The 25,339-nt window shown below is 57.1% G+C and carries 28 protein-coding genes and 1 tRNA gene; 5 read left to right on the plus strand and 24 right to left on the minus strand.

Annotated elements, in window-relative coordinates; genetic code table 11:
• Positions 1-12: 12 nt before the first annotated feature.
• Positions 13-1,317, plus strand: a complete 1,305-nt coding sequence (hflX, locus tag ACTQ1Z_RS03055; RefSeq protein WP_320679021.1) for a GTPase HflX — start codon at positions 13-15, stop codon at positions 1,315-1,317.
• Positions 1,318-1,329: 12 nt separating this feature from the next.
• Here the strand turns inward: hflX and ACTQ1Z_RS03060 are convergent, their stop codons facing one another.
• On the minus strand, positions 1,330-2,160 hold the full coding sequence (locus ACTQ1Z_RS03060; RefSeq protein ID WP_414153549.1) for a heparan-alpha-glucosaminide N-acetyltransferase domain-containing protein: 831 nt from the start codon (positions 2,158-2,160) through the stop codon (positions 1,330-1,332).
• A gap of 8 nt (positions 2,161-2,168) precedes the next feature.
• Positions 2,169-2,822 (minus strand): transcriptional repressor LexA, encoded by a 654-nt coding sequence (gene lexA / locus ACTQ1Z_RS03065; RefSeq protein WP_320679020.1) that lies wholly within the window; start codon positions 2,820-2,822, stop codon positions 2,169-2,171.
• Between the two features lie 193 nt (positions 2,823-3,015).
• Here lexA and ACTQ1Z_RS03070 point away from each other — a divergent pair, with 193 nt between their 5' ends.
• The 4 genes from ACTQ1Z_RS03070 to ACTQ1Z_RS03085 are packed head-to-tail and all read left to right on the plus strand — an operon-like array spanning position 3,016 to position 5,193.
• Positions 3,016-3,261 (plus strand): hypothetical protein, encoded by a 246-nt coding sequence (locus ACTQ1Z_RS03070; RefSeq protein ID WP_441858614.1) that lies wholly within the window; start codon positions 3,016-3,018, stop codon positions 3,259-3,261.
• A 59-nt stretch (positions 3,262-3,320) separates the two neighbouring features.
• Positions 3,321-3,776, plus strand: a complete 456-nt coding sequence (nrdR, locus tag ACTQ1Z_RS03075) for a transcriptional regulator NrdR (protein ID WP_293814164.1) — start codon at positions 3,321-3,323, stop codon at positions 3,774-3,776.
• Complete coding sequence (dut, locus tag ACTQ1Z_RS03080; protein ID WP_320679017.1) at positions 3,766-4,215, plus strand: dUTP diphosphatase; 450 nt, start codon at positions 3,766-3,768, stop codon at positions 4,213-4,215. Before nrdR ends, dut begins: the two co-directional genes overlap by 11 nt.
• Before the next feature lie 42 nt (positions 4,216-4,257).
• Positions 4,258-5,193 (plus strand): NAD(P)/FAD-dependent oxidoreductase, encoded by a 936-nt coding sequence (locus ACTQ1Z_RS03085; protein ID WP_320679016.1) that lies wholly within the window; start codon positions 4,258-4,260, stop codon positions 5,191-5,193.
• 380 nt (positions 5,194-5,573) lie between these two features.
• Here the strand turns inward: ACTQ1Z_RS03085 and ACTQ1Z_RS03090 are convergent, their stop codons facing one another.
• The 22 genes from ACTQ1Z_RS03090 to ACTQ1Z_RS03195 form a co-directional block, all read right to left on the minus strand.
• Positions 5,574-7,166, minus strand: coding sequence for a ClC family H(+)/Cl(-) exchange transporter (locus tag ACTQ1Z_RS03090; protein WP_441858617.1), 1,593 nt, complete (start codon positions 7,164-7,166; stop codon positions 5,574-5,576).
• A 13-nt stretch (positions 7,167-7,179) separates the two neighbouring features.
• Positions 7,180-7,728, minus strand: a complete 549-nt coding sequence (locus ACTQ1Z_RS03095) for an adenine phosphoribosyltransferase (protein ID WP_441858619.1) — start codon at positions 7,726-7,728, stop codon at positions 7,180-7,182.
• A gap of 58 nt (positions 7,729-7,786) precedes the next feature.
• Positions 7,787-8,503, minus strand: coding sequence for a transcriptional regulator FtsR (ftsR, locus tag ACTQ1Z_RS03100; RefSeq protein WP_320679013.1), 717 nt, complete (start codon positions 8,501-8,503; stop codon positions 7,787-7,789).
• 4 nt (positions 8,504-8,507) lie between these two features.
• Positions 8,508-8,927, minus strand: coding sequence for an FHA domain-containing protein (locus ACTQ1Z_RS03105; RefSeq protein WP_441858621.1), 420 nt, complete (start codon positions 8,925-8,927; stop codon positions 8,508-8,510).
• A gap of 37 nt (positions 8,928-8,964) precedes the next feature.
• The gene (locus tag ACTQ1Z_RS03110) at positions 8,965-9,339 is read right to left on the minus strand and encodes a RidA family protein (protein ID WP_441858623.1); all 375 of its coding nucleotides are present in this window, start codon (positions 9,337-9,339) and stop codon (positions 8,965-8,967) included.
• 9 nt (positions 9,340-9,348) lie between these two features.
• Entirely contained in the window at positions 9,349-10,422 is a 1,074-nt protein-coding gene (locus tag ACTQ1Z_RS03115; RefSeq protein ID WP_441858625.1) for a D-alanyl-D-alanine carboxypeptidase family protein, read from the minus strand.
• Between the two features lie 83 nt (positions 10,423-10,505).
• Positions 10,506-11,207: a CDP-alcohol phosphatidyltransferase family protein gene (locus ACTQ1Z_RS03120; protein ID WP_320679007.1), complete on the minus strand. Its 702-nt coding sequence runs from the start codon at positions 11,205-11,207 to the stop codon at positions 10,506-10,508.
• A gap of 287 nt (positions 11,208-11,494) precedes the next feature.
• A tRNA-Pro gene (locus ACTQ1Z_RS03125) sits at positions 11,495-11,571 on the minus strand.
• A 119-nt stretch (positions 11,572-11,690) separates the two neighbouring features.
• Entirely contained in the window at positions 11,691-13,529 is a 1,839-nt protein-coding gene (locus tag ACTQ1Z_RS03130; RefSeq protein WP_320679006.1) for an ABC-F family ATP-binding cassette domain-containing protein, read from the minus strand.
• A gap of 16 nt (positions 13,530-13,545) precedes the next feature.
• The gene (locus ACTQ1Z_RS03135) at positions 13,546-14,427 is read right to left on the minus strand and encodes a deoxyribonuclease IV (protein WP_441858628.1); all 882 of its coding nucleotides are present in this window, start codon (positions 14,425-14,427) and stop codon (positions 13,546-13,548) included.
• Positions 14,421-15,707 carry a bifunctional phosphopantothenoylcysteine decarboxylase/phosphopantothenate--cysteine ligase CoaBC gene (gene coaBC / locus ACTQ1Z_RS03140; protein WP_441858630.1) on the minus strand — a complete coding sequence of 429 codons (1,287 nt, stop codon included), beginning with the start codon at positions 15,705-15,707 and terminating at the stop codon, positions 14,421-14,423. The genes ACTQ1Z_RS03135 and coaBC overlap by 7 nt, the downstream gene beginning before the upstream one ends.
• A 2-nt stretch (positions 15,708-15,709) precedes the next feature.
• Entirely contained in the window at positions 15,710-16,423 is a 714-nt protein-coding gene (locus ACTQ1Z_RS03145) for a zinc ribbon domain-containing protein (RefSeq protein WP_320679002.1), read from the minus strand.
• 5 nt (positions 16,424-16,428) lie between these two features.
• On the minus strand, positions 16,429-17,211 hold the full coding sequence (locus tag ACTQ1Z_RS03150) for a Nif3-like dinuclear metal center hexameric protein (protein WP_320679000.1): 783 nt from the start codon (positions 17,209-17,211) through the stop codon (positions 16,429-16,431).
• A gap of 55 nt (positions 17,212-17,266) precedes the next feature.
• Complete coding sequence (locus ACTQ1Z_RS03155; RefSeq protein WP_441858632.1) at positions 17,267-18,433, minus strand: cysteine desulfurase family protein; 1,167 nt, start codon at positions 18,431-18,433, stop codon at positions 17,267-17,269.
• Between the two features lie 6 nt (positions 18,434-18,439).
• Entirely contained in the window at positions 18,440-19,117 is a 678-nt protein-coding gene (gene rpe, locus ACTQ1Z_RS03160) for a ribulose-phosphate 3-epimerase (RefSeq protein WP_320678997.1), read from the minus strand.
• A gap of 48 nt (positions 19,118-19,165) precedes the next feature.
• Positions 19,166-20,185, minus strand: coding sequence for an NAD(P)H-dependent glycerol-3-phosphate dehydrogenase (locus ACTQ1Z_RS03165; RefSeq protein WP_441858634.1), 1,020 nt, complete (start codon positions 20,183-20,185; stop codon positions 19,166-19,168).
• Entirely contained in the window at positions 20,182-20,877 is a 696-nt protein-coding gene (locus tag ACTQ1Z_RS03170; RefSeq protein ID WP_320678994.1) for a glycerol-3-phosphate acyltransferase, read from the minus strand. Before ACTQ1Z_RS03170 ends, ACTQ1Z_RS03165 begins: the two co-directional genes overlap by 4 nt.
• 36 nt (positions 20,878-20,913) lie before the next feature.
• The gene (gene der / locus ACTQ1Z_RS03175; protein ID WP_441858637.1) at positions 20,914-22,236 is read right to left on the minus strand and encodes a ribosome biogenesis GTPase Der; all 1,323 of its coding nucleotides are present in this window, start codon (positions 22,234-22,236) and stop codon (positions 20,914-20,916) included.
• Positions 22,237-22,320: 84 nt separating this feature from the next.
• Complete coding sequence (gene ispH, locus ACTQ1Z_RS03180; protein ID WP_441858639.1) at positions 22,321-23,160, minus strand: 4-hydroxy-3-methylbut-2-enyl diphosphate reductase; 840 nt, start codon at positions 23,158-23,160, stop codon at positions 22,321-22,323.
• Between the two features lie 23 nt (positions 23,161-23,183).
• A complete protein-coding gene (locus tag ACTQ1Z_RS03185) occupies positions 23,184-23,930 on the minus strand; it encodes a lysophospholipid acyltransferase family protein (RefSeq protein ID WP_441858641.1) in 747 nt (248 codons plus the stop codon).
• The gene (cmk, locus tag ACTQ1Z_RS03190) at positions 23,927-24,616 is read right to left on the minus strand and encodes a (d)CMP kinase (protein WP_441858643.1); all 690 of its coding nucleotides are present in this window, start codon (positions 24,614-24,616) and stop codon (positions 23,927-23,929) included. Before cmk ends, ACTQ1Z_RS03185 begins: the two co-directional genes overlap by 4 nt.
• A gap of 32 nt (positions 24,617-24,648) precedes the next feature.
• Positions 24,649-25,338 carry a histidine phosphatase family protein gene (locus tag ACTQ1Z_RS03195; RefSeq protein ID WP_441858645.1) on the minus strand — a complete coding sequence of 230 codons (690 nt, stop codon included), beginning with the start codon at positions 25,336-25,338 and terminating at the stop codon, positions 24,649-24,651.
• Position 25,339 lies beyond the last annotated feature (1 nt).

A 25,339-nucleotide genomic window follows, 5' to 3' on the forward strand; every position in this document is an offset into this window, starting at 1 on the left:
AGGTGGTCGGTCATGCCGAGATTCAAGTATATTGAGACGGCTCCGGTTCCAGAAAGGGCTCTCTTAGTGGGAGTGGATACTGGCAAGGGCGATTGGCCCATGGCTGACTCCCTCGATGAGCTCGAGAGACTTGTTGCTACTGCAGATGGTGTGGTCGTTGGTCGGGAGACTCAAAAACTCGACGCCCCTTCTCCGAAGACGTTCGTTGGCTCCGGTAAGGCCGATGAGATCGCCGCTGCGGTTCGCAGGCTCGATGTCGATGTAGTTGTGTTTGACGATGAGCTCTCGCCGTCTCAGCAGTCGAATCTTGAACGCATCTTTGGTGATCCGGTTAAGGTCATTGATCGAACGGCGCTCATTCTTGATATCTTTGGCAGGCATGCCAAGACCCGAGAGGGACGTCTTCAGGTTCAACTTGCACAGCTGCAGTATCTGCTTCCGCGCCTTCGTGGCATGTGGAGCCATCTCATGGGCGAGCAGACTCGTGGAGGTATTGGTAGCAGGTTTGGCCAGGGTGAGAGCCAGCTAGAGGTTGACCGCAGACTGGTCAGGGATAGAATCTCCGCGCTGAAGCGCGAACTTGTAAAGCTCGAGACACGTCGTGAGACTCAGAGCAAGGCGCGTTGGGACTCAGGTGTTTGGCGCGTTGCGTTGGCGGGCTATACGAATGCCGGCAAGTCAACCTTGCTTAATGCGCTGACCGATTCTGGCGTCTATGCAAAGGATGAGCTATTTGCGACGCTTGACCCCACGACTCGTTCTATCGATTTGGCTGAAGGACGCAAGATAACTCTTACCGATACGGTCGGCTTTATTCAAAAGCTACCCACGAGCCTTATCGAGAGCTTTAAGTCCACTCTTGCCGAGGTGAAGGCGGCCGATCTTGTCCTTGAGGTCGTTGACGCTAGTGATTCCAATTGGGAGAAGAAGCGTGACGCCGTCAACGAGATTCTCGATCAGATAGGGGCGAAGGACATTCGTCGAGTGCTCGTGTTCAACAAGTGCGATTTGCTCGATGCTGATGACCTTTCGAGTCTTCGCACCCATCATTCTGATGCCGTATTCGTATCTGCTGAAGAGGAAACGGGTTTGGCGGCGCTCCTTCACAGGATCGCGGAGGAGGCGAGCGCTGGAGATACGACCCTTACGGCGCTCATTCCTTATGAAAAGGGCATTCTCATGAAGATGGTTCACGAGCGCTGCCAGGTTATCCGCGAGCAGTATCGAGGCGGGGGTCTACTCGTCACGGCTAGGGTCTCTGCTCGTATGGCTGCGACCCTCGTGCCTTATCAGGTGGGGGATTCTGATTCCATTTAGCAGTGCGAAGGTCTAGCCTAAGACCAAGGTGAGAAGCGCTAGAACGATTGGCTGATGAACCACGTAGATTTCCAGGGCGTGTCTGCCAATCCATTCTAGAGGAGCGCATCTCATCTTATTTAAGATACTGGGTACTCCACGGAGCTTCATATTTAGGCCGAGTGCTGACCCCACGAGGAACAGAAGCGAATAGGGGATTGGCGGATAGTAATCACCCGAAGCAAATAATGGCCCTGGAAACCCCAGCCAGTTCAGCATCTCTGTCGTGTAGAGGCCCTTCGGTAGCGTAACGTAAGGCCCGCCAAAGCTGCCTAACCCAAGTCTGCCTTGCGGCACTTCTAGGGTTAGCAAAAAGGCCAAGAATAGCGTTACCGCTGCAATTGCGAGTTGAACTGATTTCGATCCATTTGAGGGGTGCGAGACAAGACCGTCAGGCTTGATTGCGCATGCATATCGTATTTTGCGAAAGAGCTCATTTAGTACCGAAGCAAGAAGTGAGCTGAAGCCCATGCAATAAATGATCCCGTAGCTAATAGGTGTGTCTACGGAAATCAACGTCGTCGCAATCCAGATGATGGCTGCGACGAATAGGTACTTTAGGGACCGCTTCAGGTTGTTTCTCGAGTAGCTACACATGATTCCCGCGACGAGCAGGAAACACCACGAGATGGAGGCCCGCCAAACGTCCTGCAACGGGCTTCTAAACCAGCCTAAACGAATATCCCAGAGATAGACAATGTCATAGCAAGCATGAAACGCGACCATCGATATGACGGAAAAACCTCGCAGGACATCATAACCGCGTACTCTTTGGCTTGAAACCGTATGCAGGTTTGAAACCATATGCTGACCTACATGGAACGGAAAAGACCGGTGACGCGGCCGAGGATCGTTGGGTTAATTGCGTAGATGGGTTCCATCGTGTCATTCTCGGGCTGAAGGCGAATGCGATCCTTTTCCCTGTAGAAGGTTTTAACGGTTGCGGAGTCTTCAATGAGGGCGACGACAATCTCTCCGTTATGGGCGTCATGTTGTTCTCTGACAACGATGTAGTCGCCGTCAAAAATGCCAGCATTAATCATCGATTCGCCGCGGACGCGAAGGATGAAGGAACTCGAGTCGCCCACAACGTTCGTGGGCAGGGTCATGACTTCCTCAACGTTTTGTTCGGCGAGAATGGGCAAGCCTGCGGCTACGCGACCAACGAGCGGTAGAGTCACCGTATTTGTGTTGACGTCCTGCTTTACCTCAACAAGCTTTGGGCTTTGTTTGGCTCGCGTTTTGGCATCTTCGCAGATTTCAATCGTACGCGGCTTATTCGGATCTCTTTTTATGTAGCCGGCTTCTTCGAGCTTGTGGAGATGGGAGTGGACGGTCGAGGGCGAGGAGAGGCCGATAGCTGAGCCTATCTCTCGAACTGAAGGGGGATAGCCATGTTCCGCGGTAAAGGCACAAATGAATTCGAACGCCTGCTGCTGACGTTTGGTGATTTTCTCTTTGGGCATGTCTCCTCCTTTGTTTTGAGCAATCATACACCCGTTCGCTTTTGCATTCAAACAAATGTTCTTATTTCTACTTGACACGAACAAGCGTACGAGTATTCTACTTATAGAACAAATGTTCAGGCATAGATTAATGTCCGCAAGATGAAGTTAGATAGATGCTGTAAAAGTTGCTTATTGGGGAGGACTTAAGATTATGACGAACGATATGTATTTCGTGTCCGGCACATCTGCCCTTAAGCCGCAGGCTGCTGCTAACTTCACCGTCATTGGTGGCGGCAAATCTACTGCTTTGCCTGCTTCAGAGAATTTGAGGCCCAACGTCGCTTCTCTGAATGCTCCGAGCCTTGGTGCTCGCGAAGAGCTCGGTGGCATGCTGGCATTCATCGTCACCTCTATCGTTGTTCTTGCCTTCTGGGCATTTACTCGAGGCGTCTTCTAGTTCAGATAATGGCTGCTTATGGTATCTTTCCTTGAGAATGTATTATCGAGGGGAGTACCATGCGCTGTCCAAAGTGTGGCTGCGAAGAGTCAAAGGTTGTCGATTCCCGTCCTGCGGAGAGCAACGATTCGATTCGGCGTCGTCGCGAGTGCACGCAATGCGGATTCAGGTTTACGACGTACGAGCGCCGCGAGGAACTGCCGCTCGTTGTTTTAAAGCACTCTGGTACCAAAGAGCCTTTTGATCGTGAGAAGATCATGCGCGGCCTTGTTAGGGCGACGGTCAAGCGCGATATTCCTGTCGATGTTTTGGACTCCATCATTGTTGATATCGAGTCCGATCTCCGTGACCACGGTATTACCGAGGTGGAGTCTAGCGCTCTTGGTGAGATGGTTTTGAAGCGCCTTGCCGACATAGATAAGGTCGCGTACGTTCGCTTCGCATCCGTATATCGTGACTTCAAAGATATCGACGAGTTTTCCGCCGAGCTGAGGAGACTGTCTAATGAACAATGACGAGATCGTTCTTCCAATCAAAAGGCTTGATAAGTCCGTGCAACTTCCCGCCTATGCCTATCAAGGTGATGCGGGACTCGATCTTCGCTCTTCTGAAGATGTAAGCCTTGCGCCGTTCGAGCGTAGGCTCGTTTCTACGGGTCTTGCGATTGCGATTCCGGAAGGTTATGCCGGCTTTGTTCAGCCTAGGAGTGGGCTTGCCTTGCGCGAGGGCCTTTCTATGGCTAACACACCTGGTCTTATTGATTCGCATTATCGTGGAGAGCTTAAGGTCTGCGCCATTAACCTTGATCCCGAGAAGACGATTCATATCGAACGGGGCGAAAGAATCGCTCAGCTGGTTATCCAAAAAGTCCCGGCGGTCACTCTGTCCGAGGTCGAGGAGCTTGATGAGACCGACAGAGGGATTGGCGGCTTCGGTTCAAGCGGTGTTGCGTAGATAGAACTCGATTATTTGCCGTCTTTGAGGAGCTGACAGCCCATGATCGCCACTGAGAGTCATGACCTTGTCATAGTCGGCGGAGGCCCAGCCGGCCTCGCCTGTGCTCTTTACGCCACGCGTTATGGCATTGATGCCATAACGGTCGAGAGGGGTGCATTCGGCGGTCAGATTTCCACCACGCCTGAAGTCGATAACTATCCTGGATTGCCTCAAATAACTGGTCGTGACCTAGGCGAACAGCTTTATGAACACGCAAAATCGCTCGGGGCTTCGATTCTTCAGGATGAGGTTACAAGCCTTTCGAAAACAGCAGATGGTTTTGAGCTGGAATGCTACGGTGTGACCCTTAAGGCAAAGGCTGTCGTTTATACCGCAGGTGCTCAACCGCGCATGGCTGGGTTTGCCGGTGAGGATTCGTTCCGTGGGAGAGGCGTTTCCTATTGCGCCACATGTGACGGCATGTTTTATCGTGGCAAGGATATCTATGTTGTCGGTGGTGGCAACACGGCATGCGAAGAGGCCCTTTACCTTTCCAAGATGGGTAAACAGGTTACGATGGTCGTTCGCAAGGACCGGATGCGTGCCGTTCAGAGCCTGCAAGACAAGATTTCGAATACGAACTCTATTTCAGTTAGGTACCAAACTAAAATAGAGTCGATCGAAGGAGAAATGCTTCCTAGCAAGATTAGGCTCAGGAGCTTAGTGAATGATGAAGTTGAGACCATAGAATGTGATCCCGGCTCATTTGGCATCTTTGTTGCGGTTGGCCATGATGCAGACGCTGCTTTGGTTGCTGGTCTCGTTGATTTGGCCGCTGACGGTTCGATAATAACGGATGATTCCATGGCTACGAAGACGCCAGGGCTATTCTGTGCTGGTGATGTTCGCGAAAAGCCGCTCAGGCAGGTGGTAACTGCGGTGTCTGATGGCGCCGTCGCTGCTCAATCTACAATGCGCTATTTGGATAGCATCTAATAAAAACCTGTGTGCACTCATGGGTTGATAAGCACGACGATGTCCGTGTCTTGCTAACGACTTTTGGTTGCGGCTAACAGCTTACGTGCGTTTATCGTGTCGAATCCATTCGCCGTCGCTGCTTCAGTCTTCGTTACGATTACGCGCGTTGCCCTAATTAGTTAGCAACTTGAAGAAACATGAATTGGCTCCCGACTCCCCTTTCCTCAATCTGTTATTTAATAACGATAATATATCTTATGTAAAGTAGCTGCTAATAGTATTTGCGTGCATGGATGATGTTAAAAGAACAAGGCATCCCAACCAAACGGGGGCCGCGATACTGCTTCGCGGCCCCCGTTTCATGACAAAGTGATTTAGATTCGATACCTTTTCCGGTCTTAGGCTCTTTCCTTTGGCACAAATGTCCCATGGCAAAGCATCCGAACCGTCGATTCGGATTCGTCTCCCTCTTTCTCGTCCATAAGGACAAGAATCCGGTCACCTTCCTCGAGAACTAGAGCGCCGTTAGGCAATAGCTCACGGCCATGACGGCGAACGGATACAATAAGCGCGTGTTCAGGCCAGGGTATCTCTGAGATCGCCTTATTGGCTGCGTTGCAGCTCGCTTCAACAACGTAACTGTGAATTTGCCTACCGTGTCCACCCCAATGCTCGTGAGTTTCGTTGGTGCTGATTCCGAGGAACCTGGCGAGAAGATGCTCATAGTAGGGATCGATCTGGAGCAGATTGGCGGTTACGTACGCAAAGACACTCACGATGGATAGCGAAAGGAGTGCGTCGAGGCTACCAGTTAGTTCAAATGCGAGAACGACTCCGGTGACGGGAGCTCTTACGACACCGGCAAATAGGCCGGCAATTCCTAGAACCATGAAGTTCATGACGAGGTTTTGATGCATTCCAAATAGGTTGGTCGCCACATTGCCGAATATTGCGCCGACAAGAGCGCCCATAACCACCAGTGGAAACAACGTGCCGCCAGGCGTACCTGCTCCAAAGCAGACTCCGGTAAAGAGGTACTTCCCGAGCAAGATCAGCATGAGGGCGGCAAGCGTTAGCCCCTGGGGACGCATAAGTAGCTCGAGGATCGCGTCTCCTCCGCACATGAGGTCTGGGGCTGCGATGGCAACAAAGCCAGCAAGCATGAACGGAATAATGTAGCGAAGCGGATTCGGCAGCTTGATGCGAGACATAGCATTCTGAATGGCGAACATGCCTAGGTTATGCAGTGCCCCGATTGCTCCAATCATGATTCCGAAGACGATGAGCAGCGCATATGCCTCGTGGGGAATGTTCTCGATGAGCGTGAAGCTGATGACCGGAGAAAGACCAAGTACCTGAGAGACAACGTAGTCGCTCATGACCGCGCTCATCATGACCGAGATGATCAGCGGTGCATTAAACGTCTTGTGGATCTCCTCGAGGGCGAACATGACGCCGGTAAGGGGCGCATGGAACGCCGCGGCCATACCCGCACCTGCCCCGCATGTGACGAGCAGACGCTCCTCTCCCCTTCCACGCTTGAAGGCTCTGGATACGGCCTTGCCCGCCATACCGCCCAGTTGTACTGAGGGGCCCTCTCTACCAAGAGACAGGCCGGCAAATGCCCCCACGGTTCCCTCGAGGAACTTCGCAACAATGACGCGATGCCAAGGCGCACTTAACTTGCCCATTACCTCGGCATCAACTTGAGGAATTCCGGAACCCGAGGTAGCCGGCTCAAAACGCACGAGCGTGGCTACAACGAGAGCCATAATCGCAAGAGCGGCAAACCATCCAATAACGAGAAAAGGGCTAGAGGTAATGTGGCCAGTAAGGAATCTCATCGTCTTTTCAGCCCAGGTGAGAGAAAGCCGATAGAGAGTGATGATTGACCCTCCGAGAAGGCCAACGAGAGCGCCTTCCCATACGAGGCTGACTTGGAATCGCTTTGACAAACGCCTGCGAATGGGGTCTTTGGTTTCACTAGCCACGAATGTGACGCTCCTACTTAACCTTGACGAGTGAGAAAATCTCTCGATCGTATTCCTTGGCAAGGGCTTCGCGCGGATTGAGGAACGCAAGCTCTAGGATGAACGCAAAGCCAATGACCGTAGCGCCTGTCTGTTCGGCGAGGCGTGCCGTGGCAAGGGCGGTGCCCGCGGTTGCAATAAGGTCGTCAATCACGAGGACCTTGTCGTCGGAGGTCATGGAGTCGGTGTGAATCTGCAGCTTGTCAGTTCCGTATTCAAGGGCGTAGCTCTCCGTATAAACCTCGCGAGGAAGCTTGCCTGGCTTGCGTGCAGGGACGAAACCGGCACCAAGGCGATAAGCAACCGGTGCGCCGATGAGAAAACCGCGCGCTTCAGATCCAATGACCTTGGTAATCCCCCTGCCAAGGAAGTGATCGGAGATTGCATCAACACAGGCCGCAAGGCCCTGTGCGTTAGAGATGAGAGGGGTTACGTCCTTGAAGATGACCCCAGGCTCCGGATAGTCAGGAATGTCGACGATGAGATTCTCGTACGGGAAGCGTGCCTCGTAATCTTCGCTCATGATGTCTCCTTGTGTAAATTTGTGAATAATACAGCGGGCCATAATGCCCGGCAACCAGCTAATCGTCAATCAACTCTCTGCGCATGATTGAACCTCGTACGACACCTGTTAGCGTAAGCATTCGGTCAAGAGCCGCCTCTCGTCGAAGCCTTCGCTCGTCCGGAGTTTCGCCCTGATGGCGAGAGAGCGAAGCTAGTGCCTGCTCAAACATGGGTATCTCACGATTCGCGGCTGCGAGGTACTGGCGGAGATTCTTCGGCTCAATGCCAAAGCGTGCGAGTTCGTTGCAAGCTCGAATGAGGCGAAGGTCGCTCCCCCGAACGAGATCTCTACCGGCAGGCGATTTTACGAGCTTGATAATTGAACAATCCGCAAGCTTGCGAACGAGAGAGATGGGAACGCCCGCAACTTCCGGAATCCTATCAATGGGGTGCATCTCGCGCTCTGCCTCTGGGCTTACGGACAGCGTGGGGTCTATGGGGTCTGAAGTGGCCTCGGTACCTTCTTCAGGCGTGGAGTCCGTATTCCCCTTTTTGCCGTCAAGCTCATCCTTGATAACGCTAAGGGGCAAAAAGCGGCTCTTCTGAAGATAGAGGATTGTCTCGAGGCGCTGGATGTCACGCGCGGAATAGAGACGATATCCCCCTGGCGTTCTTGATGGCGTCAGAAGTCCCTCGTCCTCGAGATAGCGAACTTTTGAAACGGAAAGATCGGGGTATTGCTCCTGAAGCTTGGAGACGACCTTTCCTATGGTGAGATAGCCGGCGTCGGCCATCTGGCTACTCGCTCGTAGCGATCTTCGGGGCGCGCACGGTGTGATACACCATGCGGAAGGTGCCAACCTGGATGGTTGAACCGTCAGCAAGCGCGGAGCTGTTAACAATAGCGCCATCGACCCATGTGCCGTTAAGAGAGCCAAGATCTACGACGGTAGCAACATTGCCTGTGATTGAAATCTTTGCATGGTGTCGAGAGACGGTCATGTCATTCAAAAAGACGTCACTCGACGGATCGCGACCAATGGAAATCTCCGGGGTGGCTAGCTCGAAGGTCTGGCCGGTCTGAGGGCCCTTGAGGATGGTGAGCGTCGGGTTGCTAGGACGCACTCCACCCATGAGATCCGGGACAGTGGCATCTGAGGACGGCATGCAGAAGATGGCAGTAGCGTCAGACTCAGGCTTATCAATGTTGTTCTGCATGGTGTCTCCCTCGCGTCGTTGTCTATTCATTGTACCCCTACCGGCAGGCGATGGCCTCAATCGAGACCTTTGCGCCAAGGGGCAGCGCTGCAACCTGAAAGACTGAGCATGCAGGCCTGGGCCTTTCGAAGCGATTCTCGCAAACGGTGTAGACCGCGTCAAGGTCTTCGATGCTCGCGAGATGAATAGTGACTTTAGATACTTCGGACAAAGTAAGGTCGAGCTGAGCTAGGACGGCGGCAACATTATCGATGCAGCGTTCCGTCTGACGCTCGACGGCATCGTCGGTGTGGCATATGCCATCCTTGTCGACGGGTAGCTGCGAAGACACAAAGACGTATCTTGCCGCGCTTGTGCCTTGAGAGAAGGGACCTTGCGTCCTCGGGGCGGAATCGCACGTAATCGAGTACATGAGGACCTCCTAGGCAGCTTGAGTTACAGATAGCCAGGGGAAAATCGTGTCATTAAGTCCAAATCCGCTTACGGTGTGGCAAAGCTGGTTGCGCGCAGAGTATGAGCACGTTGACACGATATGCTCGCCTTGTGTCCACTGACGCACCTCGACTGTGTCCCCAGAGACAAAGAGACGATCCCGTGGAATGATGCGTTTGCAAGAGATGTCTCCCCCGTCAGGCCAGGAGAGCCCAGTGGCATACGAATCAGGAGAAACGACGCAAGAGAAGGCGAAGTTATAGGCAAACGTGCGACACCCCTCACGGAGACGGGGGTTGGCGTAAGAATGCGCGTCATACGTGCCAAATGCCCAGTCAAGAAGCGAGGCGGTATCAGTGAAGCGGCCTTCCTTCGTCTGACAGCCTAGAACGCTCGTGTAAAGCGTCAACCCATTTCTTCTGGCGCAGCCAAGGAATGCGGTGACGTGGTTTCCGGTACCCGTCTTAATGCCAAGGAGGCCAGGATAACTATAGAGTAGGGTGTCAACCGTTGGCAGCGTAACGTTGTTTCCGCCAATTGGGACCGTAACCTCAGTCTGGCGTACCGTGTCTGCGATAAAGGGATGCTTTGTCATGGCATAGCGCGCGAGGATGGTGAGGTCATGTACGGTCGAGTGGTGACCTTCCGCATCGAGGCCGTGGGAGTTCTCGAAATGGGTATTGTTCATCCCGAGCTCTGCCGCCTTGTCGTTCATCATCTGGACGAAATCGTCCTCTGAACCAGCAACGGCGACGGCGACCTCGTAGGCACCATCGTTTGCCGAGTAGACTAGTGCGGCTCGGAGAAGGTCGCGAAGCGTAGAGGTATCCCCAGACTGATATCCAGCAACCATTGCGTTCTCGTCGAGCGCTGGGGCGGATAGGTTGCATACGGTATCGAGGGAAACGCCGCTTTCGAGAGCGACGACGGCGGTCATCACTTTCGTGACGCTGGCCATATTGATTTCCTCGTCAGGGTTCTTCTCGTAAAGGACATTGCCTTGGGCGTCAATCACCATGGCTGACTGAGCCTCGGTTAAATTGGGCTTAGACTCAACTGCCATAGCGTTGGTCGGGGCATAGCAAAGCGTCAGCGCCGCAACGAGAATGGCGCCACAAATGGCGAGCTTTCTAGAGCGCTTAACCGTTATAGACCACACTTTTTACGCCTCTTCGATTCGCGGACGATTGCTACGCCTTCTGCCGTATAGACATACGCCGTAAGCAAGGAAAAGATGCATCCACCATATACGAAGAGGAGGCCAATTGAGCCGCCAACGTCATTAAGACCGGGAAGCCAGGAAGCAGACACAAGGTTGAGTCCTTCGATAACGGGGGCTCCGAGGAGAAGGAATGAGAATCCCGTCATAAGGAGCGCGGTTGCGATCTTGCCTACGTACACAACGTCGATTGGACGCTCGTGGAACCTGGCGACGATGCGCGATCCTATGGCAAGGTAGATATCCCTACCGATAATGAGAACTGCAACCCAAGCGGGAAGCTCGCCGGTGATGACGAGGCCGAGAACCCCGGTAAAGAGCAGCAATCTGTCGCAAACTGGGTCAAGTAGCTTGCCAAACCAGCTTACGGTCTGCGTGCGGCGGGCAATTTGTCCGTCCATCCAATCGGTGCAAGCCGCAACGATGTAGATGACGATCGAAGCGACGCGATTGATTCTCAGGCTGAACATGACGAGAAAAACAATCGTCAGAACCATGCGCGATAGAGTTACACCGTTAGCAACGGTAAGAATCTTGTTTGAAGGGTTATCCGAGCTGCCCACCGGAGCTTCTATATCAGTTTCAAACCCACGACTAACCTTGTACTCGAGCCAATCTTTGAACTTCAAATCTTACTCCCCCGATACAAGCGCCATGGGATACGGCGCAAGCTTAGTCGATGATACCCCATCGCTTTACCGTCCTATCAGGACCAGTCTTCTCTTTCGGAAACGTGACGGAATTGTTAGCCAAGGCCCCTCGCTCTGCCCAGGCTGGCAAGCTGGATTCGTACATCATTGAGTGTATAGGTCACGCTTTTGGATAAATGTAATGTGCACATCGATTAAGCCATGATGAAACAAATAGATAGGCTAAAGAAAAAGACCGACGGAAAACCGCCGGTCTCATCAAATTCTGGTCGGGTGGACTGGATTCGAACCAGCGACCCCTTGACCCCCAGTCAAGTGCGCTACCAAACTGCGCCACCACCCGTTGCTGCTCAACCGCAGCAGAAAAGAGATTAACATCCGTGCGGATAACGCGCAAGGACTAATTTCAAGAAAATTGAAATTTGTTTGCGCGTATCTCTTTGCTACGCATAAAAGCCCAGGTTACCCCTCAAGGACTTCGCTAAGCTCAAGCCATTCCATTTCGAGTGCATCGAGTGCCTCGCGAGCGTCGTCGACATTCGATTGAGCTTTCTCAAGAGCGAGGTAATCCGTCGGGTCGACCTCCCCCATCGCGTGTTCGAGATCCTCGATTCGTGCGCGTTGCGTTTGCATCTTGCGTTCGACGCTCGAAAGCTGCTTCTTAAGTTTCCACTCTTCTGAGCTCGAAAGGCCACTTGTCGATTTTACAGGGGCGGACGCTGAGCTATTGCTGCCCTCAGACGTGGATATGGGGGCCTTGGGCGCAGGACCGTGACCGGAAACATCTCCGGAGCCATGGCGCTCTCCAATCAGCGAGAGATACTCGTCAACCCCGCCTGGACAATGCCTCAGCTTCCCATTTATGAGGGCAAACTGATCGTCGGTCACGCGTTCCATAAGGTAGCGATCGTGGGTGACAAGCAAGAGCGTTCCTGGCCACGTGTCGAGCAGGTCCTCCATGACGGCGAGCATATCGGTGTCAAGGTCGTTACCCGGCTCGTCGAGAATGAGAACGTTGGGCTCATCGAGCAGCACGCACATGAGCGCCAGCCTGCGCGCTTGGCCTCCAGAGAGGTCCGCAATGGGTGTGTCTAGCTCACGCTTGTCGAAGCCGAGGCTCTCGAGGAGTTTGGTGGGCGTGTACTCCTTGCCGCCAATCACATACGTGCGCTTATACGTGCCGAGAAGCTCTCGCACGCGCCAGTCGAGTTTATCGGCGAGCATATCAATGTGCTGGGAGAGAATGCCAAGCTTGACGGACTTACCCATCTTGGCGCGACCGCTCGTGGGGGCAATCTTGCCGTCAAGCAGGCGAAGGAGCGTGGTCTTGCCGGCGCCGTTCTCGCCGAGGATTCCGTAGCGGTCTCCGGGGCCAATGAGCCAGTCGACGTGATCGATGACGCGCCTGCCCTCATAGTCTACGCAAGCCTGCTTGAGCTCGAAAACTTGCTTTCCAAGCCTGCTTACGGCGAGGCGCTTGAGCTCGAGGGGGTTTCTCAGGGGTGGTTCGTCTGCGATGAGCGCCCGCGCCGCTTCGATCCTGAACTTTGGCTTGCTCGAGCGAGCCTGGGCTCCACGAGATAGCCAGGCAAGTTCCTTGCGGAGGATATTCTGCCTGCGTTCTTCAGTTGCGGCCGCCTGACGGGCGCGCTCCGCTCGCTGCTGGATATAGGCCGAGTATCCGCCCTCGAAGGGCTCGACCACGCCGTCGTGGACCTCCCACATGCTCTCGCACACCTCGTCGAGGAACCACCTGTCATGGGTGATTACTAGAAGCGCCCCCACGCCGCTTTGCCAACGGTGACGCAAGTGGCTAGCGAGCCAGGTGATGGCTCCCATGTCGAGATGGTTTGTAGGCTCGTCGAGAAGAAGGACGTCATAGGAACCAATGAGGAGTCTCGTGAGGTCTACGCGCCTTCTCTGACCGCCGGAGAGCGTCCCAACCTTGGCGTTCCAGTCGACGTCACCGATAAGCTCCGCAATGATGCGCCTTGTCTCGGCATTGGAAGCCCATTCGTATTCCGGCACGTCACCTACCACCTCGTGCGAGACGGGCATGTCGTCGTCGAGGTTGTCGGATTGGCCGAGCATGCCGACGGTAATGCCTCCACGCCAGGTGACGTTACCGTCCTCCGGTTCAAACACGTGGCCTATCAACTGCAGGAGCGTCGACTTTCCGTCGCCGTTCTTGCCGACGATCCCGATGCGGTCTCCCTCGTTCACGCCGATTGTGACGTCGTTGAGGGCGCGCTTGCCGGGCCACTCGTGCTCGACGTGTTCACAGCCTATGAGAATTCCCACGTGGGTCTTGCCTTTCTTAGCAGTCTCTTTCAGACGAAAGCTCCTCCATGACCATCTGCGTGTCGGCTCCGTCCGCTAGCCTTCTCAACGCATGAATCTCCGCAGCGTAGCCGCCGAGCTCGTTGGGGGTTTCGAGAATCATGGGAAGATCGCGAGTCCTCGGGTTATTAACGATGCCGGCGAAGCACTCGAGCCCAAGGTGTCCCAGGCCGAGACGCTCGTGCCTATCCTTATGAGAGCCGAGGGGGTTCTTAGAGTCATTGAGGTGGAGCGCACGAAGCCTGTCGATTCCCAACACGCGATCAAACTCGTCCAGGACGGCATCGAGGTCAGCGGAGATGTCGTAACCGCCATCACTCACGTGGCATGTGTCGAGGCACACACCGACAAGCTCGTCATGGTCGACGAGATCAATGATGCGAGCCAGCTCCTCAAAGCTCTTGCCGACCTCGGTCCCTTTACCCGCCATGGTCTCAAGAAGTACGGTCGTGCGCTGTCCGGATACGAGGGAAGAATTGAGCCCCTCTGCGATGAGAGCGATGCCCTCATCGGCTCCTTGGCCAACGTGCGATCCGGGATGGAAGTTGTAAAAATTGCCCGGAAGCAATTCCATCCGCTCGAGATCCTGCCTCATGGCCATGCGGGCAAATTCCCGTACGTCCGGTTTGGCGGAACAAAGATTTAAGGTATAAGGAGCATGCGCGACGAGGGTGCCAATGCCGGATTCTCTAGCGATGTCCGAAAACCTCCGGAGGTCTTCTGGGTCTGGCTCTTTTGAAGAGCCACCGCGAGGGTTTCGCGTGAAGTAGGCAAAGGTGGTGGCGCCAATCGAGACGGCGCGCTTTGCCATGGCTTCAAACCCGCCCGAGGTGGAGAGATGACAGCCGAGCGTTAACACGTGCTGTCCTGCTCTTCCTCACGCGCGTTGTTATCGCCAACGGGGAGAACTATTGTGGCGTCAGTGACGGGAACCTCAGGCTCAAGCATGTGGGCGAGCTCGCTCACGATGACGTTGGCGACTTCGGCCTTGGGCATGCAGGGATACTCGGTTTCCGAGTGAACGCCGACGAGTGTCACGCTGTCAGTGTCAGAACCAAAGGTGGAGTCCGCTCTCGTAACGTCATTCGCGACGATAAGGTCGCAGCCCTTGCGCGCGAGCTTCTTCTTGGCATTGTCGATGACGTCGTTCGTCTCAGCGGCAAAGCCAATGACGATGCGATCGCCCCTGTCCTTCGATATGGTGGCGAGGATGTCGGGGTTCTCGACGAGTTCGATCGAGCTGAGGTCTTCCTTGCCCTTCTTGAGCTTGTGGTCCGCTTGGACGGCAGGGCGATAGTCTGCTACTGCCGCGGCAAGGATTGCAGCGTCAGCCGTGGCGAATGCGTCGACGGTGGCATCGAGCATCTCTTGCGCGCTCGTGACGTGAACCACCGCAACCCCCGTGGGCGCAGGAAGCGCGACGGGACCGGAGACGAGCGTGACGCGTGCGCCGTGCGCGGCCGCTGCCTCGGCGACCGCATAGCCCATCTTGCCGGACGAGGCGTTCGAGAGGTAGCGAACCGGGTCGATTGCCTCATGCGTGGGGCCAGCGGTGATGACGACGTGCTTTCCCGCGAGATCGGACGAGGCGCGAAGCCTAGCGAGCGTTGCGGAGACGATCTGGTCAACCTCGGCGAGTTTGCCGGTGCCGGTGTCGCCGCAAGCAAGCCTGCCGGTCGCGGGCCCAACCAGGAAGACGCCGCGGGACTCAAGGGTCTCGGCGTTCTGCTGGGTGGCGGGATTCTCCCACATATGGACATTCATGGCAGGAGCCACGATTATCGGACAGGAGCATGCCAGAAGCGCAGTCGAAACCATGTCGTCGGCGATGCCATAGGCCATCTTCGCCATGACGTTTGCGGTTGCCGGGGCGACGAGGGCGATATCCGCCCACTCTGCTAGCTCGATGTGCGGAATGGGAGAGGAGCTCTCGAATACGTCGAGATAAACCTCGTGCGCGGTGAGGGCTTCGAATGTCTTGGGGCCGACAAATTCCGTAGCCGCCTCGGTCATTGCGACTCGGACGTCGCAACCGTTCTTCTGCAGCCCACGCAGAATTTCGCAGGCTTTATATGAGGCGATTCCTCCGGTCACGAATAGGGCTACCTTACGAGAGCGAGAGCTCTCCCCCTCAATCATGATTACTCCTCCTTGGAGATGACGAGCATGCGCTTGCAATAGGGGCACGTCGTAACCTCGGCGTTCGAACGACGGATATCCGTATATGAGCTCGGCTGGAGCGCAACGCGACAGACCGAGGGACGATTGCCAACGAGGGTCTCGACGGCAATTCCGCCGAAGCGCTTGCAGGCCGCGTCATAAGCGGCGAGATTCTGGTCACTGATCTGGGCGACAACACCCTCGCGCTCCTTGGCGAGCTCGGAAACGTGGGCTCGAATGGACTCGACGTCCGCCTTGAACGAATCCGTCTGGGCCTTCTCCTCGGCCTCGAGCTTGGCAACGAGGTCGCGAGCGTTCTTCTCCGCGCGCTCGACGGTTTCGAGCTGGCCTACGAGGGCATTGGAGTCGAACTCAGCCTTTTCGATGCGCTTTGCGAGGGTCGCAAGGGCGGCCTCGAAATTCTGCGCATCGCGATAGGTGCCGTTGGAAACGCTCTCCTGAATCTCGGTTACCTTGTCCGCGTAATAGACCTTGTCCTCCTCGTGATCCTGAAGTTCGATCTCGATGTCCTTACGCTGGCCGACGATCTTTGTGAGCTCGCCCATGACCTTCTTGACCGCGGCCCTTGCGGCCTCGACCTTTGCCCTCTGGGGAAGATCCTGAGCTACCTTCTTCGACCTCATGAGCTCGAGGTCAATCTCCTGGAGCCTCAGCAGCGCGGTTGCCTCTGACATAGTTCTCACTCTCCAGTGCCCCACGCATGCCAACGCAGGCTCTCGTCTAAGGTTATTATTCGCGTGTCAGGCGCCCCGAGAGACAGTGTCCTTGCAAGAAGGCCTGCAAAGGGAAGCTCGGAAGCGTCATGACCCAAAAGTATAGCGGCAACTCCCGCCTCGGAGAGCTCGAGGAGGCGATGATATCCGGCCTCCCCAGCAATAACGCAACTCAGGCCCTTCTGGATGGCATCGTGGCCGAGTGAGCCGAGCGATCCGGAGCAGAAGGCGATTCTATCCTGAGGCGTGTCAGGGTCTCCCCATACGACGGGCGTGCAAGCGAATGCCTTGCCGGCGCGATTGGCGAGCTCGGATAGCGTAAGGGATGAGGCGTCGAGCAGGGCTCCAAAGCCATCGGGCTCTTGCAGACGACCGATGCGCCCTAGCGACAGTTTGCCGGCGATGAGGTCGAGCGCGTCCTTGGAGCGGTCGAGGTTGGTGTGCATGGCGATAAGCGACACGCCGAGTCTTGCCGCCTCATAGACCGATGCTCCGCCAATAGAGCTCGTGCCTGGTTCCGGCGTAATGGGAAAAGGAGGATCGAGAAACGCCGGATGGTGGGTGACGAGGACGTTCGCGCCAGACTCCTTCGCGAGCCTGATGTTGGTGGGGGTCGGGTCGAGCGCGCACGCGATCGCCTCAACCCTGGCGTTTGGTGAGCCAACGGATAGGCCAGGCTTGTCCCACGGCTCAGCAAGAGTTACGTCATACTGCGAGAAGAGCAGATTGACGATATCGCTGACGAGCATGCTACCTCCTCGTAGAAACAAAGACGGGGCCGCACAGGCCCCGTCGGGTATCGACTTACTCCTTGCGAACGATCTTTAGCAGGGCGTCGCAGAACGCATCGAGATCTTCCTCGTTCATGCGCTCATCGAAGCTGATGCGAAGCGCGCCAAGGGCCTGATCTCTTGGAACGCCCATGGCGGAGAGGACGTGACTCGGATCGAGGGAGTCTGACGAGCAGGCTGAGCCCGCGGAAACCTCGAACCCAAGGTCATCGAGCTTGAGAATGAGGGTCTCTGATTCCATCCCGGGGACCATGACGCTGATCATGCCGGGCATGCGCGTGTCATCAACGAAGGCCTGGGTTGTCGGAAGGATGCCGGTTCCCTCTGCGCAAAGGCGTGAGTAGGCCTTGTTCGCCATCGCGGCGACCTTGGGCCTTACTGTGGTCAGGTCGCGCATGACGACGCGGCAGGCCGCGGCGAACGCGACGGCGCCGGCGACGTCCTGGGTTCCGGGGCGCTTACCGCCCTCTTGGCCGCCACCGAGGCTTTGCGCCTCGAAGGGGCACCTTGCGCGAATCGCGAGCGCGCCGACGCCGAGCGGACCACCGATCTTATGGGCTGCGACGGAGACGGCATCCGCCTTGGCTGCGTCAAGGGGAATGCGGCCGAAGGCCTGGACGGCGTCAACGTGAATGACCGCGCCGCCGGCGTGGGCGACCTCGACGAGCTTCGCCGTGGGCTGTATGACGCCCGTCTCGTTGTTGGCCGCCATGACGCTCACGAGGGCACAGTTCTCCCCCATGACGCGCGCGAGCTCGTCGGGCTGAACGACGCCATTGTGATCTGGACCCACAAGCTCGACTTCGAATCCACGGGATCTCAGCAGCGTCGCCACGTCAAGAACTGAGTCATGCTCGATGGCGGAGAGAATGACCCTCTTCTTCTTATTTGAGCTCTTGCGCCGAGCGCCCTCCGCCATGCCAAGCACGGCAAGGTTGTTGGACTCCGTACCACCGGATGTGATCACGACCTCGCCGGGACGGAACCCGCAGCCGATGGAGGTGGCTATCGTTCTTCTGGCAGCCTCGAGCTCGCGCGCTGCCTCACGGCCGAGCGAATGGAGCGAGTTGGGATTAGCCTCCGAGCCGGGTTTCTCGTGGTAGGCAAGCCAAGCATCTCGGGCCTCCGGTCGAAGTGGGGCCGAGGCGGCATAGTCTAGATAGGTGTAGCGCTTGCTCATATGGAATTAAGCCCTCTTCGTGAGACCCTCGCGACCAGCAGCGCGAATTTCGGCGATAGCTGCGGCACGATCCTCCTTGCCATAAACGGCGCTGCCAGCAACGAGCATGGTGGCACCGGCGGCAACGAGATCGGCAGCATTGGCCGCGCTGCAGCCACCGTCAACCTCGATGATCGGATTCACGCCGCGCTCGGCAGCGAGAGCCGCGACCTGGGCAACCTTGCGCAGGGAGCCAGGAATGAACTTCTGTCCACCGAAGCCGGGGTTGACGGACATAACGAGGACGAGGTCGAGGTCTTCGATGATGGCCTCGAGAGAGCTCACGGGCGTAGCGGGATTGATGACCATGCCGGCCTTTGCTCCAGCATCATGAATCGCGGAGACGATGCGGTGAGCGTGCGTGGCGGCCTCGACGTGGAAGGACACGAGGTCAGCGCCAGCCTTCGCATACTCAACGGCCATTTCGTCCGGGTTAGAAATCATGAGGTGAACGTCAGCGGGAACATCGGTGCTGGCCTTGACGGCCTTCACGACATTGGTTCCAAACGTGAGGTTGGGAACGAAGTGGCCGTCCATGACATCGACGTGGACATAGTCAGCAGTGGCGATGGCCTCGAGGTCTTTCGCGAGATTCGCGATATCGGCCGAGAGGATGGAGGGGGCGATCATTACGTCGTTGAGCATGCTATGTCCTTTCGTGATGCCATGTGTTGTGATTCACGGCGCCTAATTCTAGTTATATTTGCCCATGCCGTAAAACTCGTGAGTCAGAGGTCTTCCAACGAGCTTCTCGACAACGTCATCAAGGGCGACTCCACCGTGAACGAGGCTCCAGACTGCCTCTGTGATGGGAACGTCGACTCCCATCTTGTGAGCCAGCTCACGAACGGAAATCACCGCGTTTGCGCCTTCGACGACCATATGGCTCTCGCGCTCGAAGTCCTGGAGCGACATCCCACGAGAAAATGCCTCGCCAAAACGACGGTTGCGGGAGTGTTCTGAAGTGCAAGTGGCAACAAGGTCCCCCATGCCGGCAAGGCCCATGCACGTCATGGGGTCTCCGCCCAGTGCATTCACGACGCGGCCGATCTCGGCGATGCCACGCGTCATAATGACCGCGAGCGTGTTGTCTCCGAGCCCGCTGCCAGCGGCCATGCCGCAGGCGATGGCGATGACGTTCTTAACCGCTCCGCAGGTCTCCACTCCCCTTACGTCGGGAGATACATAGACGCGGAATTTCGGCGTTGCCACAATGTCGAGAAGCGAACGCGTCAGGCTGGAGTCAACACCTGCGAGTACGGCAGCGGAGTACATGCCGAGGTGAACCTCCTCGGCATGGTTTGGACCAGAAAGGGCACAGAAGCGCTCGGGAGAACCGAGCTCGTCTGCAGCCACCTCGGTCATGAGCATTCCGGTTTTGGCCTCGATGCCCTTTGTGAGGGTGATCACGGGAACGTCGCGCGTCAGGAACTCCGCTAGCTCGCCGGACACTCGACGAAGATGGACGGAGGGCAGTGCGAGCACAACAACGCTTGCATCACATACCGCCTCTCCTAGCGAGCTGGTGGCGAAAACGTTCGCCGGAAGCTCATAGTCCGCGATATACCGGGGGTTATGGTGCGTCCCGTTGATTGCGTCCGCACTTTTGGCGCTGTGACACCAGAGTCGCACTTCATTAACGTTTTGGGCTACGAGGCCGGCGAAGGCGGTTCCCCATGAACCGGCACCTATGACCGCGGCGCGTGCGTTCATTTGGATTCTCCTATGGTGTCGTCATCAGGCGCGGGCTTGTCGCCACGCTTGTGGAAGGAGAACTCCTTCTCTTGCCCGTTGATGAGCTTCTTGATATTGGACCGATGAGCCCACACAACGACGAGGCCCGCAAGCTCGAGAAGAAGGTCGAGCCCAAGGCTTGGGCCATATATGAGCGCAAAGACCGGGCCCAGAATGGCGGCCACGGTTACGGAGCCCGCTGATACTCTCTTCGACGCGACGGCGATAACGAGGAAGATGGCGAGCTCCAAGAGGCCCACGGGCCAAGCAAAGCCGAGGAGGGTGCCCACGCCCACGGCGATGCCCTTGCCGCCATGGAAGTGGAGGAAGGGCGAGAAGATGTGGCCGCAGATGGCAGCAAGGGTAACCAGCCCCTCGAGCCATGCCATATCACCATGAGGCGCTACAGAGGCGGCGCCGGTGATGAATGCAGGGAAGAACCAAAGGGCGAGACCAGTGGCAAGCGCGCCTTTTCCGGCGTCAAGAAGCAACGTGAGGGCGGCTGCGCCCTTACCAATCTCACGAGCGACATTCGTGGTTCCGATGTTGCCGGAGCCTACCTTCTGAATGTCAACGCCCCTCGCCCTCGCAATGATCTTGCCAAACGGTATGCCGCAGACTAGAAACGTGATAACGAGATAAGCAACGAGAACGGGGTAGTTAATCGACATGAGTCAGACGTCCCTTCGAGAGCCCTTCGGCTCGCCTTAGGCGGATTGCTTCTTTCGGAACCTCAGACGGAGAGGAGTGCCTTCGAGATTGAACTGCTCGCGAAGGCGATTTTCGAGATAACGCTTGAAGTTATCATCGATGAGCTCAGGGAAGTTACAGAAGAACGTAAGGGCGGGCGGGCAATTGCCGGTTTGGTTCGCATACTGAATGCGAAGGCGCTTCGGCCCCTTGACGATGGTGTGACCACTCTCGCGCATCTGAGCGAGGAGGTTGTTGAGTGCGCTCGTGGACACCTGGCCGGAGTGAGCGGCGCCCACGCGGTCAACAACGGCCCAGACCTTCTCAAGTGAACGTCCCGTGAGCGCGGAGACGCGGATGACGGGAGCCCAGGGGGCAAACGTCATTCGACGAGCGACGGACTGCATGACCTCTTCGCGCTCGTGGTCGTCGGTCACAAGATCCCACTTGTTAAGCAGGATGATGAGGGCACAACCACGCTCGATGGCAAGGCCGGCAATCTTCTGGTCCTGCTCGGTGACACCCTCGGAGGCATCGACGACAAGCAGGCAAACCTCCGCCTCGTCGATGGCGCGAAGGCCCCTGACGAGGCTGTAGTACTCGACGTCTTCGTGAACAAGGTTGCGCTTGCGCATGCCGGCGGTGTCGACGAGGCGGTAGCGCTTGTCGCCACGCTCGACGATGACGTCGAGGGCGTCGCGCGTCGTGCCGGCGACGTCGCTCACGATGGAACGATTCTTGCCGGCAAAGCGGTTGGTGATCGAGGACTTGCCGACGTTCGGGCGGCCAATAATGGCAACACGAAGGGCGTCCTCAGGATACTCGGGCTCATCCGCGGGCTCAGGGAGAGCTGCGACGACCTCGTCGAGAAGGTCTCCCGTACCGTGACCGTGGACGGCGGAAATGGGCCTGGGCTCACCAAGGCCGAGGGCATAGAAATCCCACATGGTCTTGTCGTCCGCGGGATTGTCGAGCTTGTTGGCTACGAGGAAGACGGGCTTGCCGGCTCGACGCAGGATACGCGCAACCGTCTCGTCCTCTTCGGTCACGCCGGTGGTAGCGTCGACGACGAAGATGATGACATCCGCCTCCTGGCAGGCGGCCTCCGCCTGCTCGCGGATGCGGCCGGCAAAGGCGTCATCAGAGCGGCCTGTCTCGATGCCACCGGTGTCAACGAGAGTAAACTCGCGACCACACCAGTCTGCCTCGTGGTAGCTGCGATCTCGGGTGACGCCACGGCTTTCGTGGACGATGGCTTCCTTCTTCTGTGCAATACGGTTAACCAGCGTGGACTTGCCGACGTTGGGGCGTCCGACGATGGCGACGATGGGCTTGGCCATGAGTGCTCCTTGCTCGAATGTTCAGGTGTAAAAGTCTAACATGCCCCATTCCGGCATCCTGAAGAAAAGCGGTCTGCCACGCTTTTAGCAAAGAGCCTCGATTGCCTTGACCAGGGTTTCGATATGGGCGGTGGGCGTTGAGGCGCCGGCGGTTACGCCAATCGACGAGGCTCCATCGAACCAGCTAGCCTCGAGCTCATCCGGGGATTCGATGTGATGGGTTCGCGGGCAGGCGCTTGTGCAGATCTCTGCAAGGCGCGTCGTGTTCGCGGAGTTTCTGCCGCCTATGACGACCATAACGTCCGAAGTGGACGCGAGGCGAGCCGCCGCGCCTTGGCGCTCGCTCGTAGCTTCGCAGATGGTGTTCACGACGCACACCTCCTGCACGCGCCCCATAAGCTCGCAGACGACCGCGTCGAGCGTTGCCTTTGCCTGCGTAGTCTGGACCACTACGCCGACCTTCTTTGATAGGTCAACCTGATCGAGAGCGTCGACGTCAGCTACGGCCAATGCTCCGGGGGCATGCCCGAGGATGGCCTCAACTTCGGGATGACCGGACTCCCCTACCACGAGGACCTGATACCCCTCGCGCTGGAGACGTTCTGCCGCATGATGCACTCGCTTGACGTATGGGCACGTAGCATCGACGACGTTAAGACCGTTCTCTCGAGCCCGGCGTTCGATTTCGGGGACTACCCCATGCGTCCTAAGAACGAGGGTGGAGCCAGCGTCATCGGGCACCTCGTTGGCAACGGTCACTCCTGAGGCCTCAAGCCCAGCAACTACCTGGGGATTATGGATGAGTGGACCAAGCGTGCGGACGGGTTCACTGCTCTCGCTAGCCAACTTATGAACGAGATCAAGCGCCCGTTGAACTCCGTAGCATGCTCCCGCGTATTCGGCAACGGTGATGGTCACAGGCATGGGGTCCTCCAAGAAGTGAGTGGTTACCAAAGACCGGGATAATCGTTTCGAAGCTCGTCTCTTAGCGCATAGACGTCATCCATGGCGACGCGTTCCATCTCGGCGACTCTGCCCTTGCGGTCGGTGGCCTCGAGCTCGTCAAAGGAAATGGGCTTCCCGATGGCGATCTTGGGCATGCGACGGCGCGTCTTTCGGGTCCTATACGGGTCCGCGGCGCCCACGACGGCGCAGGGAATAACGTTGGCCCCCGCCATCTGCGCAATCATCGCAAAGCCACCGTGAAGCTCGACTTGCTGCTCGTCGTTCTTGACGCGGGTGCCCTCGGGATAGACGAGCACGTACTCGCCACGCTTCAAAGCGTCGCGGCACGCCTTAAGGGCCTTGAGGTCGGCAGACCCACGATCGACCGGGATTCCGCCGACGCGTCGGAAGAGCCACCGAGCAGGAGCGATCTTGTCGAAATCGATCTTATAGAGAGGCCTGATTCGAATTCCGCGGCGCCAGAGGCCAACAATGAAGACAACGGGCTCGACCATCGAGACGTGGTTCATAACGAGCATCGCGCCCTTGCCATCCTCGCCGGCTGTCAGGTTCTCCTCTCCACGAATAGTCGTGGGGTAGACGATGGATGAGAAGGCGTGAAGAACGGAGAAAACAAACGCATAGAGCGCCCGCGCGCCTGCAGGGAAGTTCACAATGCTGTTTCGTAGGTAATCGAACCCTTTGTGCTTCGCGCTCTTTGCCTTGACTTTCGTCTGGGTGTCGCTCATGCGCGCGCCTTAGAGATGAGGGCAGAAATCTGATCGCAAACCTCGTCAACGGTCAGGCTGGTGGAGTCGATGTGCACGGCGTCCTCTGCGGGCTTGAGCGGAGCGGTCTTGCGAGTGGAGTCCGCCATGTCACGGGCGATGAGCTCGGCTTCGATGGCGGCGGCCTCTGCAGAGTCCGCCACGGCGCTCGAATCTTTGGCGGTATCTCCGCCGTGGCGCTGGACGGCGCGACGGCGCGCACGCGCGGAGGGATCCGCTGTCAGGAAGACCTTCACCTCGGCCTCAGGAAAGACGACCGTTCCGATATCCCTTCCTTCGGCGACAACGTCTGCGTTCTTGGAGGAGGCGCGCTGAAGCTCAACCATGGCAGCCCTCACCTCGGGGATTGCGGCGACGGCGGAGACGTTCTCGTCGACCTTGGGCGTTCTGATGGCCTTCGTTCGATCGGCTCCGTCGACAATGACGACGGGACCCTCAGGGCCATTCTCGAGGGAGATCTCGATGTGGTTGGCAAGGTCTGCGACAGCGGCGGAATCGGTCACGTCGATGCCGTGGGTAAGGGCGGCGTCGGTGACGGCACGGTACATGGCACCGGTATCGAGATACGTAAGGCCTTCGCGAGAGGCCATGGCCCTCGCGACTGTGGACTTACCGGAACCGGCCGGCCCGTCAATGGCAACGATCATGTCTTCCTCCTTTTAAGGGCTTTTAGCCCATGCTAGCTCATCTTTGCGATCAAGTCGTCCGTCTCAATGTCAGCAAGGGGAGACTTGCCAGGCACGAAACCCGTCTTTGCACGCCGCTCGAGCTCGCTTGGGGCAAGGCCCGAGGTCTGCAGGGAGAGACGCTCACCATTTGAGACGAATACGTGTGACGACACATTCGCCACGACACGATCCCAGAACAGTTCCACGGGAATGCCGTAAACGGCAGCCATGAAGGCCCTCGTGAAACCGCCGTGAGTGACAACGACGGTCTTGCCCTCGAGACCCTTCGTGTAGTCGACAAAGGTGCGGGCGCGCTCGATCAGGTCCTCGTAGCTTTCCGCCCCCGGAGCCGGAAGGGACTTGCCGTCGACCACACGCCAGGGGAACGGGTACCCAAGCGCCGGCAGGTCTGCGACGCGCTTGCCCTCCATAGAGCCAAAGTCCATTTCGATTACGCGGTCGTCCTCGATTGCCTCAAGGCCAAGCTGCTTCGCAGCAACGTCGGCAATGGCATGAGCCCTCGATAGAGGCGACGTAATGATGCGATCGGGCTTCCAGGCAACGATGGCGCGCGCCGCTCGCTTCGCTTGCTCGATGCCCAGCTCGGAAAGCTTGACGTCGATCCTGCCGGAAAGGCGTGCCTCGATGTTGTACTCGGTCTGAGGGTGCCTCATGAGGATGATGCGACCATGTTCCTTCATA

The organism is Parolsenella sp. LCP21S3_E11, assembly GCF_052118165.1.
GTDB lineage: Bacteria > Actinomycetota > Coriobacteriia > Coriobacteriales > Atopobiaceae > Parolsenella.

Excerpts from the sequence above, each read along its gene's own strand:
- hflX (WP_320679021.1), top strand. The coding sequence starts at position 13 with ATGCCGAGATTCAAGTATATTGAGACGGCTCCGGTTCCAGAAAGGGCT.
- ACTQ1Z_RS03060 (WP_414153549.1), bottom strand. The coding sequence starts at position 2,160 with ATGGTTTCAAACCTGCATACGGTTTCAAGCCAAAGAGTACGCGGTTAT.
- lexA (WP_320679020.1), bottom strand. The coding sequence starts at position 2,822 with ATGCCCAAAGAGAAAATCACCAAACGTCAGCAGCAGGCGTTCGAATTC.
- ACTQ1Z_RS03070 (WP_441858614.1), top strand. The coding sequence starts at position 3,016 with ATGACGAACGATATGTATTTCGTGTCCGGCACATCTGCCCTTAAGCCG.
- nrdR (WP_293814164.1), top strand. The coding sequence starts at position 3,321 with ATGCGCTGTCCAAAGTGTGGCTGCGAAGAGTCAAAGGTTGTCGATTCC.
- dut (WP_320679017.1), top strand. The coding sequence starts at position 3,766 with ATGAACAATGACGAGATCGTTCTTCCAATCAAAAGGCTTGATAAGTCC.
- ACTQ1Z_RS03085 (WP_320679016.1), top strand. The coding sequence starts at position 4,258 with ATGATCGCCACTGAGAGTCATGACCTTGTCATAGTCGGCGGAGGCCCA.
- ACTQ1Z_RS03095 (WP_441858619.1), bottom strand. The coding sequence starts at position 7,728 with ATGAGCGAAGATTACGAGGCACGCTTCCCGTACGAGAATCTCATCGTC.
- ftsR (WP_320679013.1), bottom strand. The coding sequence starts at position 8,503 with ATGGCCGACGCCGGCTATCTCACCATAGGAAAGGTCGTCTCCAAGCTT.
- ACTQ1Z_RS03105 (WP_441858621.1), bottom strand. The coding sequence starts at position 8,927 with ATGCAGAACAACATTGATAAGCCTGAGTCTGACGCTACTGCCATCTTC.
- ACTQ1Z_RS03110 (WP_441858623.1), bottom strand. The coding sequence starts at position 9,339 with ATGTACTCGATTACGTGCGATTCCGCCCCGAGGACGCAAGGTCCCTTC.
- ACTQ1Z_RS03115 (WP_441858625.1), bottom strand. The coding sequence starts at position 10,422 with ATGGCAGTTGAGTCTAAGCCCAATTTAACCGAGGCTCAGTCAGCCATG.
- coaBC (WP_441858630.1), bottom strand. The coding sequence starts at position 15,707 with ATGATTGAGGGGGAGAGCTCTCGCTCTCGTAAGGTAGCCCTATTCGTG.
- ACTQ1Z_RS03145 (WP_320679002.1), bottom strand. The coding sequence starts at position 16,423 with ATGTCAGAGGCAACCGCGCTGCTGAGGCTCCAGGAGATTGACCTCGAG.
- ACTQ1Z_RS03150 (WP_320679000.1), bottom strand. The coding sequence starts at position 17,211 with ATGCTCGTCAGCGATATCGTCAATCTGCTCTTCTCGCAGTATGACGTA.
- ACTQ1Z_RS03155 (WP_441858632.1), bottom strand. The coding sequence starts at position 18,433 with ATGAGCAAGCGCTACACCTATCTAGACTATGCCGCCTCGGCCCCACTT.
- rpe (WP_320678997.1), bottom strand. The coding sequence starts at position 19,117 with ATGCTCAACGACGTAATGATCGCCCCCTCCATCCTCTCGGCCGATATC.
- ACTQ1Z_RS03165 (WP_441858634.1), bottom strand. The coding sequence starts at position 20,185 with ATGAACGCACGCGCCGCGGTCATAGGTGCCGGTTCATGGGGAACCGCC.
- ACTQ1Z_RS03170 (WP_320678994.1), bottom strand. The coding sequence starts at position 20,877 with ATGTCGATTAACTACCCCGTTCTCGTTGCTTATCTCGTTATCACGTTT.
- der (WP_441858637.1), bottom strand. The coding sequence starts at position 22,236 with ATGGCCAAGCCCATCGTCGCCATCGTCGGACGCCCCAACGTCGGCAAG.
- ispH (WP_441858639.1), bottom strand. The coding sequence starts at position 23,160 with ATGCCTGTGACCATCACCGTTGCCGAATACGCGGGAGCATGCTACGGA.
- ACTQ1Z_RS03185 (WP_441858641.1), bottom strand. The coding sequence starts at position 23,930 with ATGAGCGACACCCAGACGAAAGTCAAGGCAAAGAGCGCGAAGCACAAA.
- cmk (WP_441858643.1), bottom strand. The coding sequence starts at position 24,616 with ATGATCGTTGCCATTGACGGGCCGGCCGGTTCCGGTAAGTCCACAGTC.
- ACTQ1Z_RS03195 (WP_441858645.1), bottom strand. The coding sequence starts at position 25,338 with ATGAAGGAACATGGTCGCATCATCCTCATGAGGCACCCTCAGACCGAG.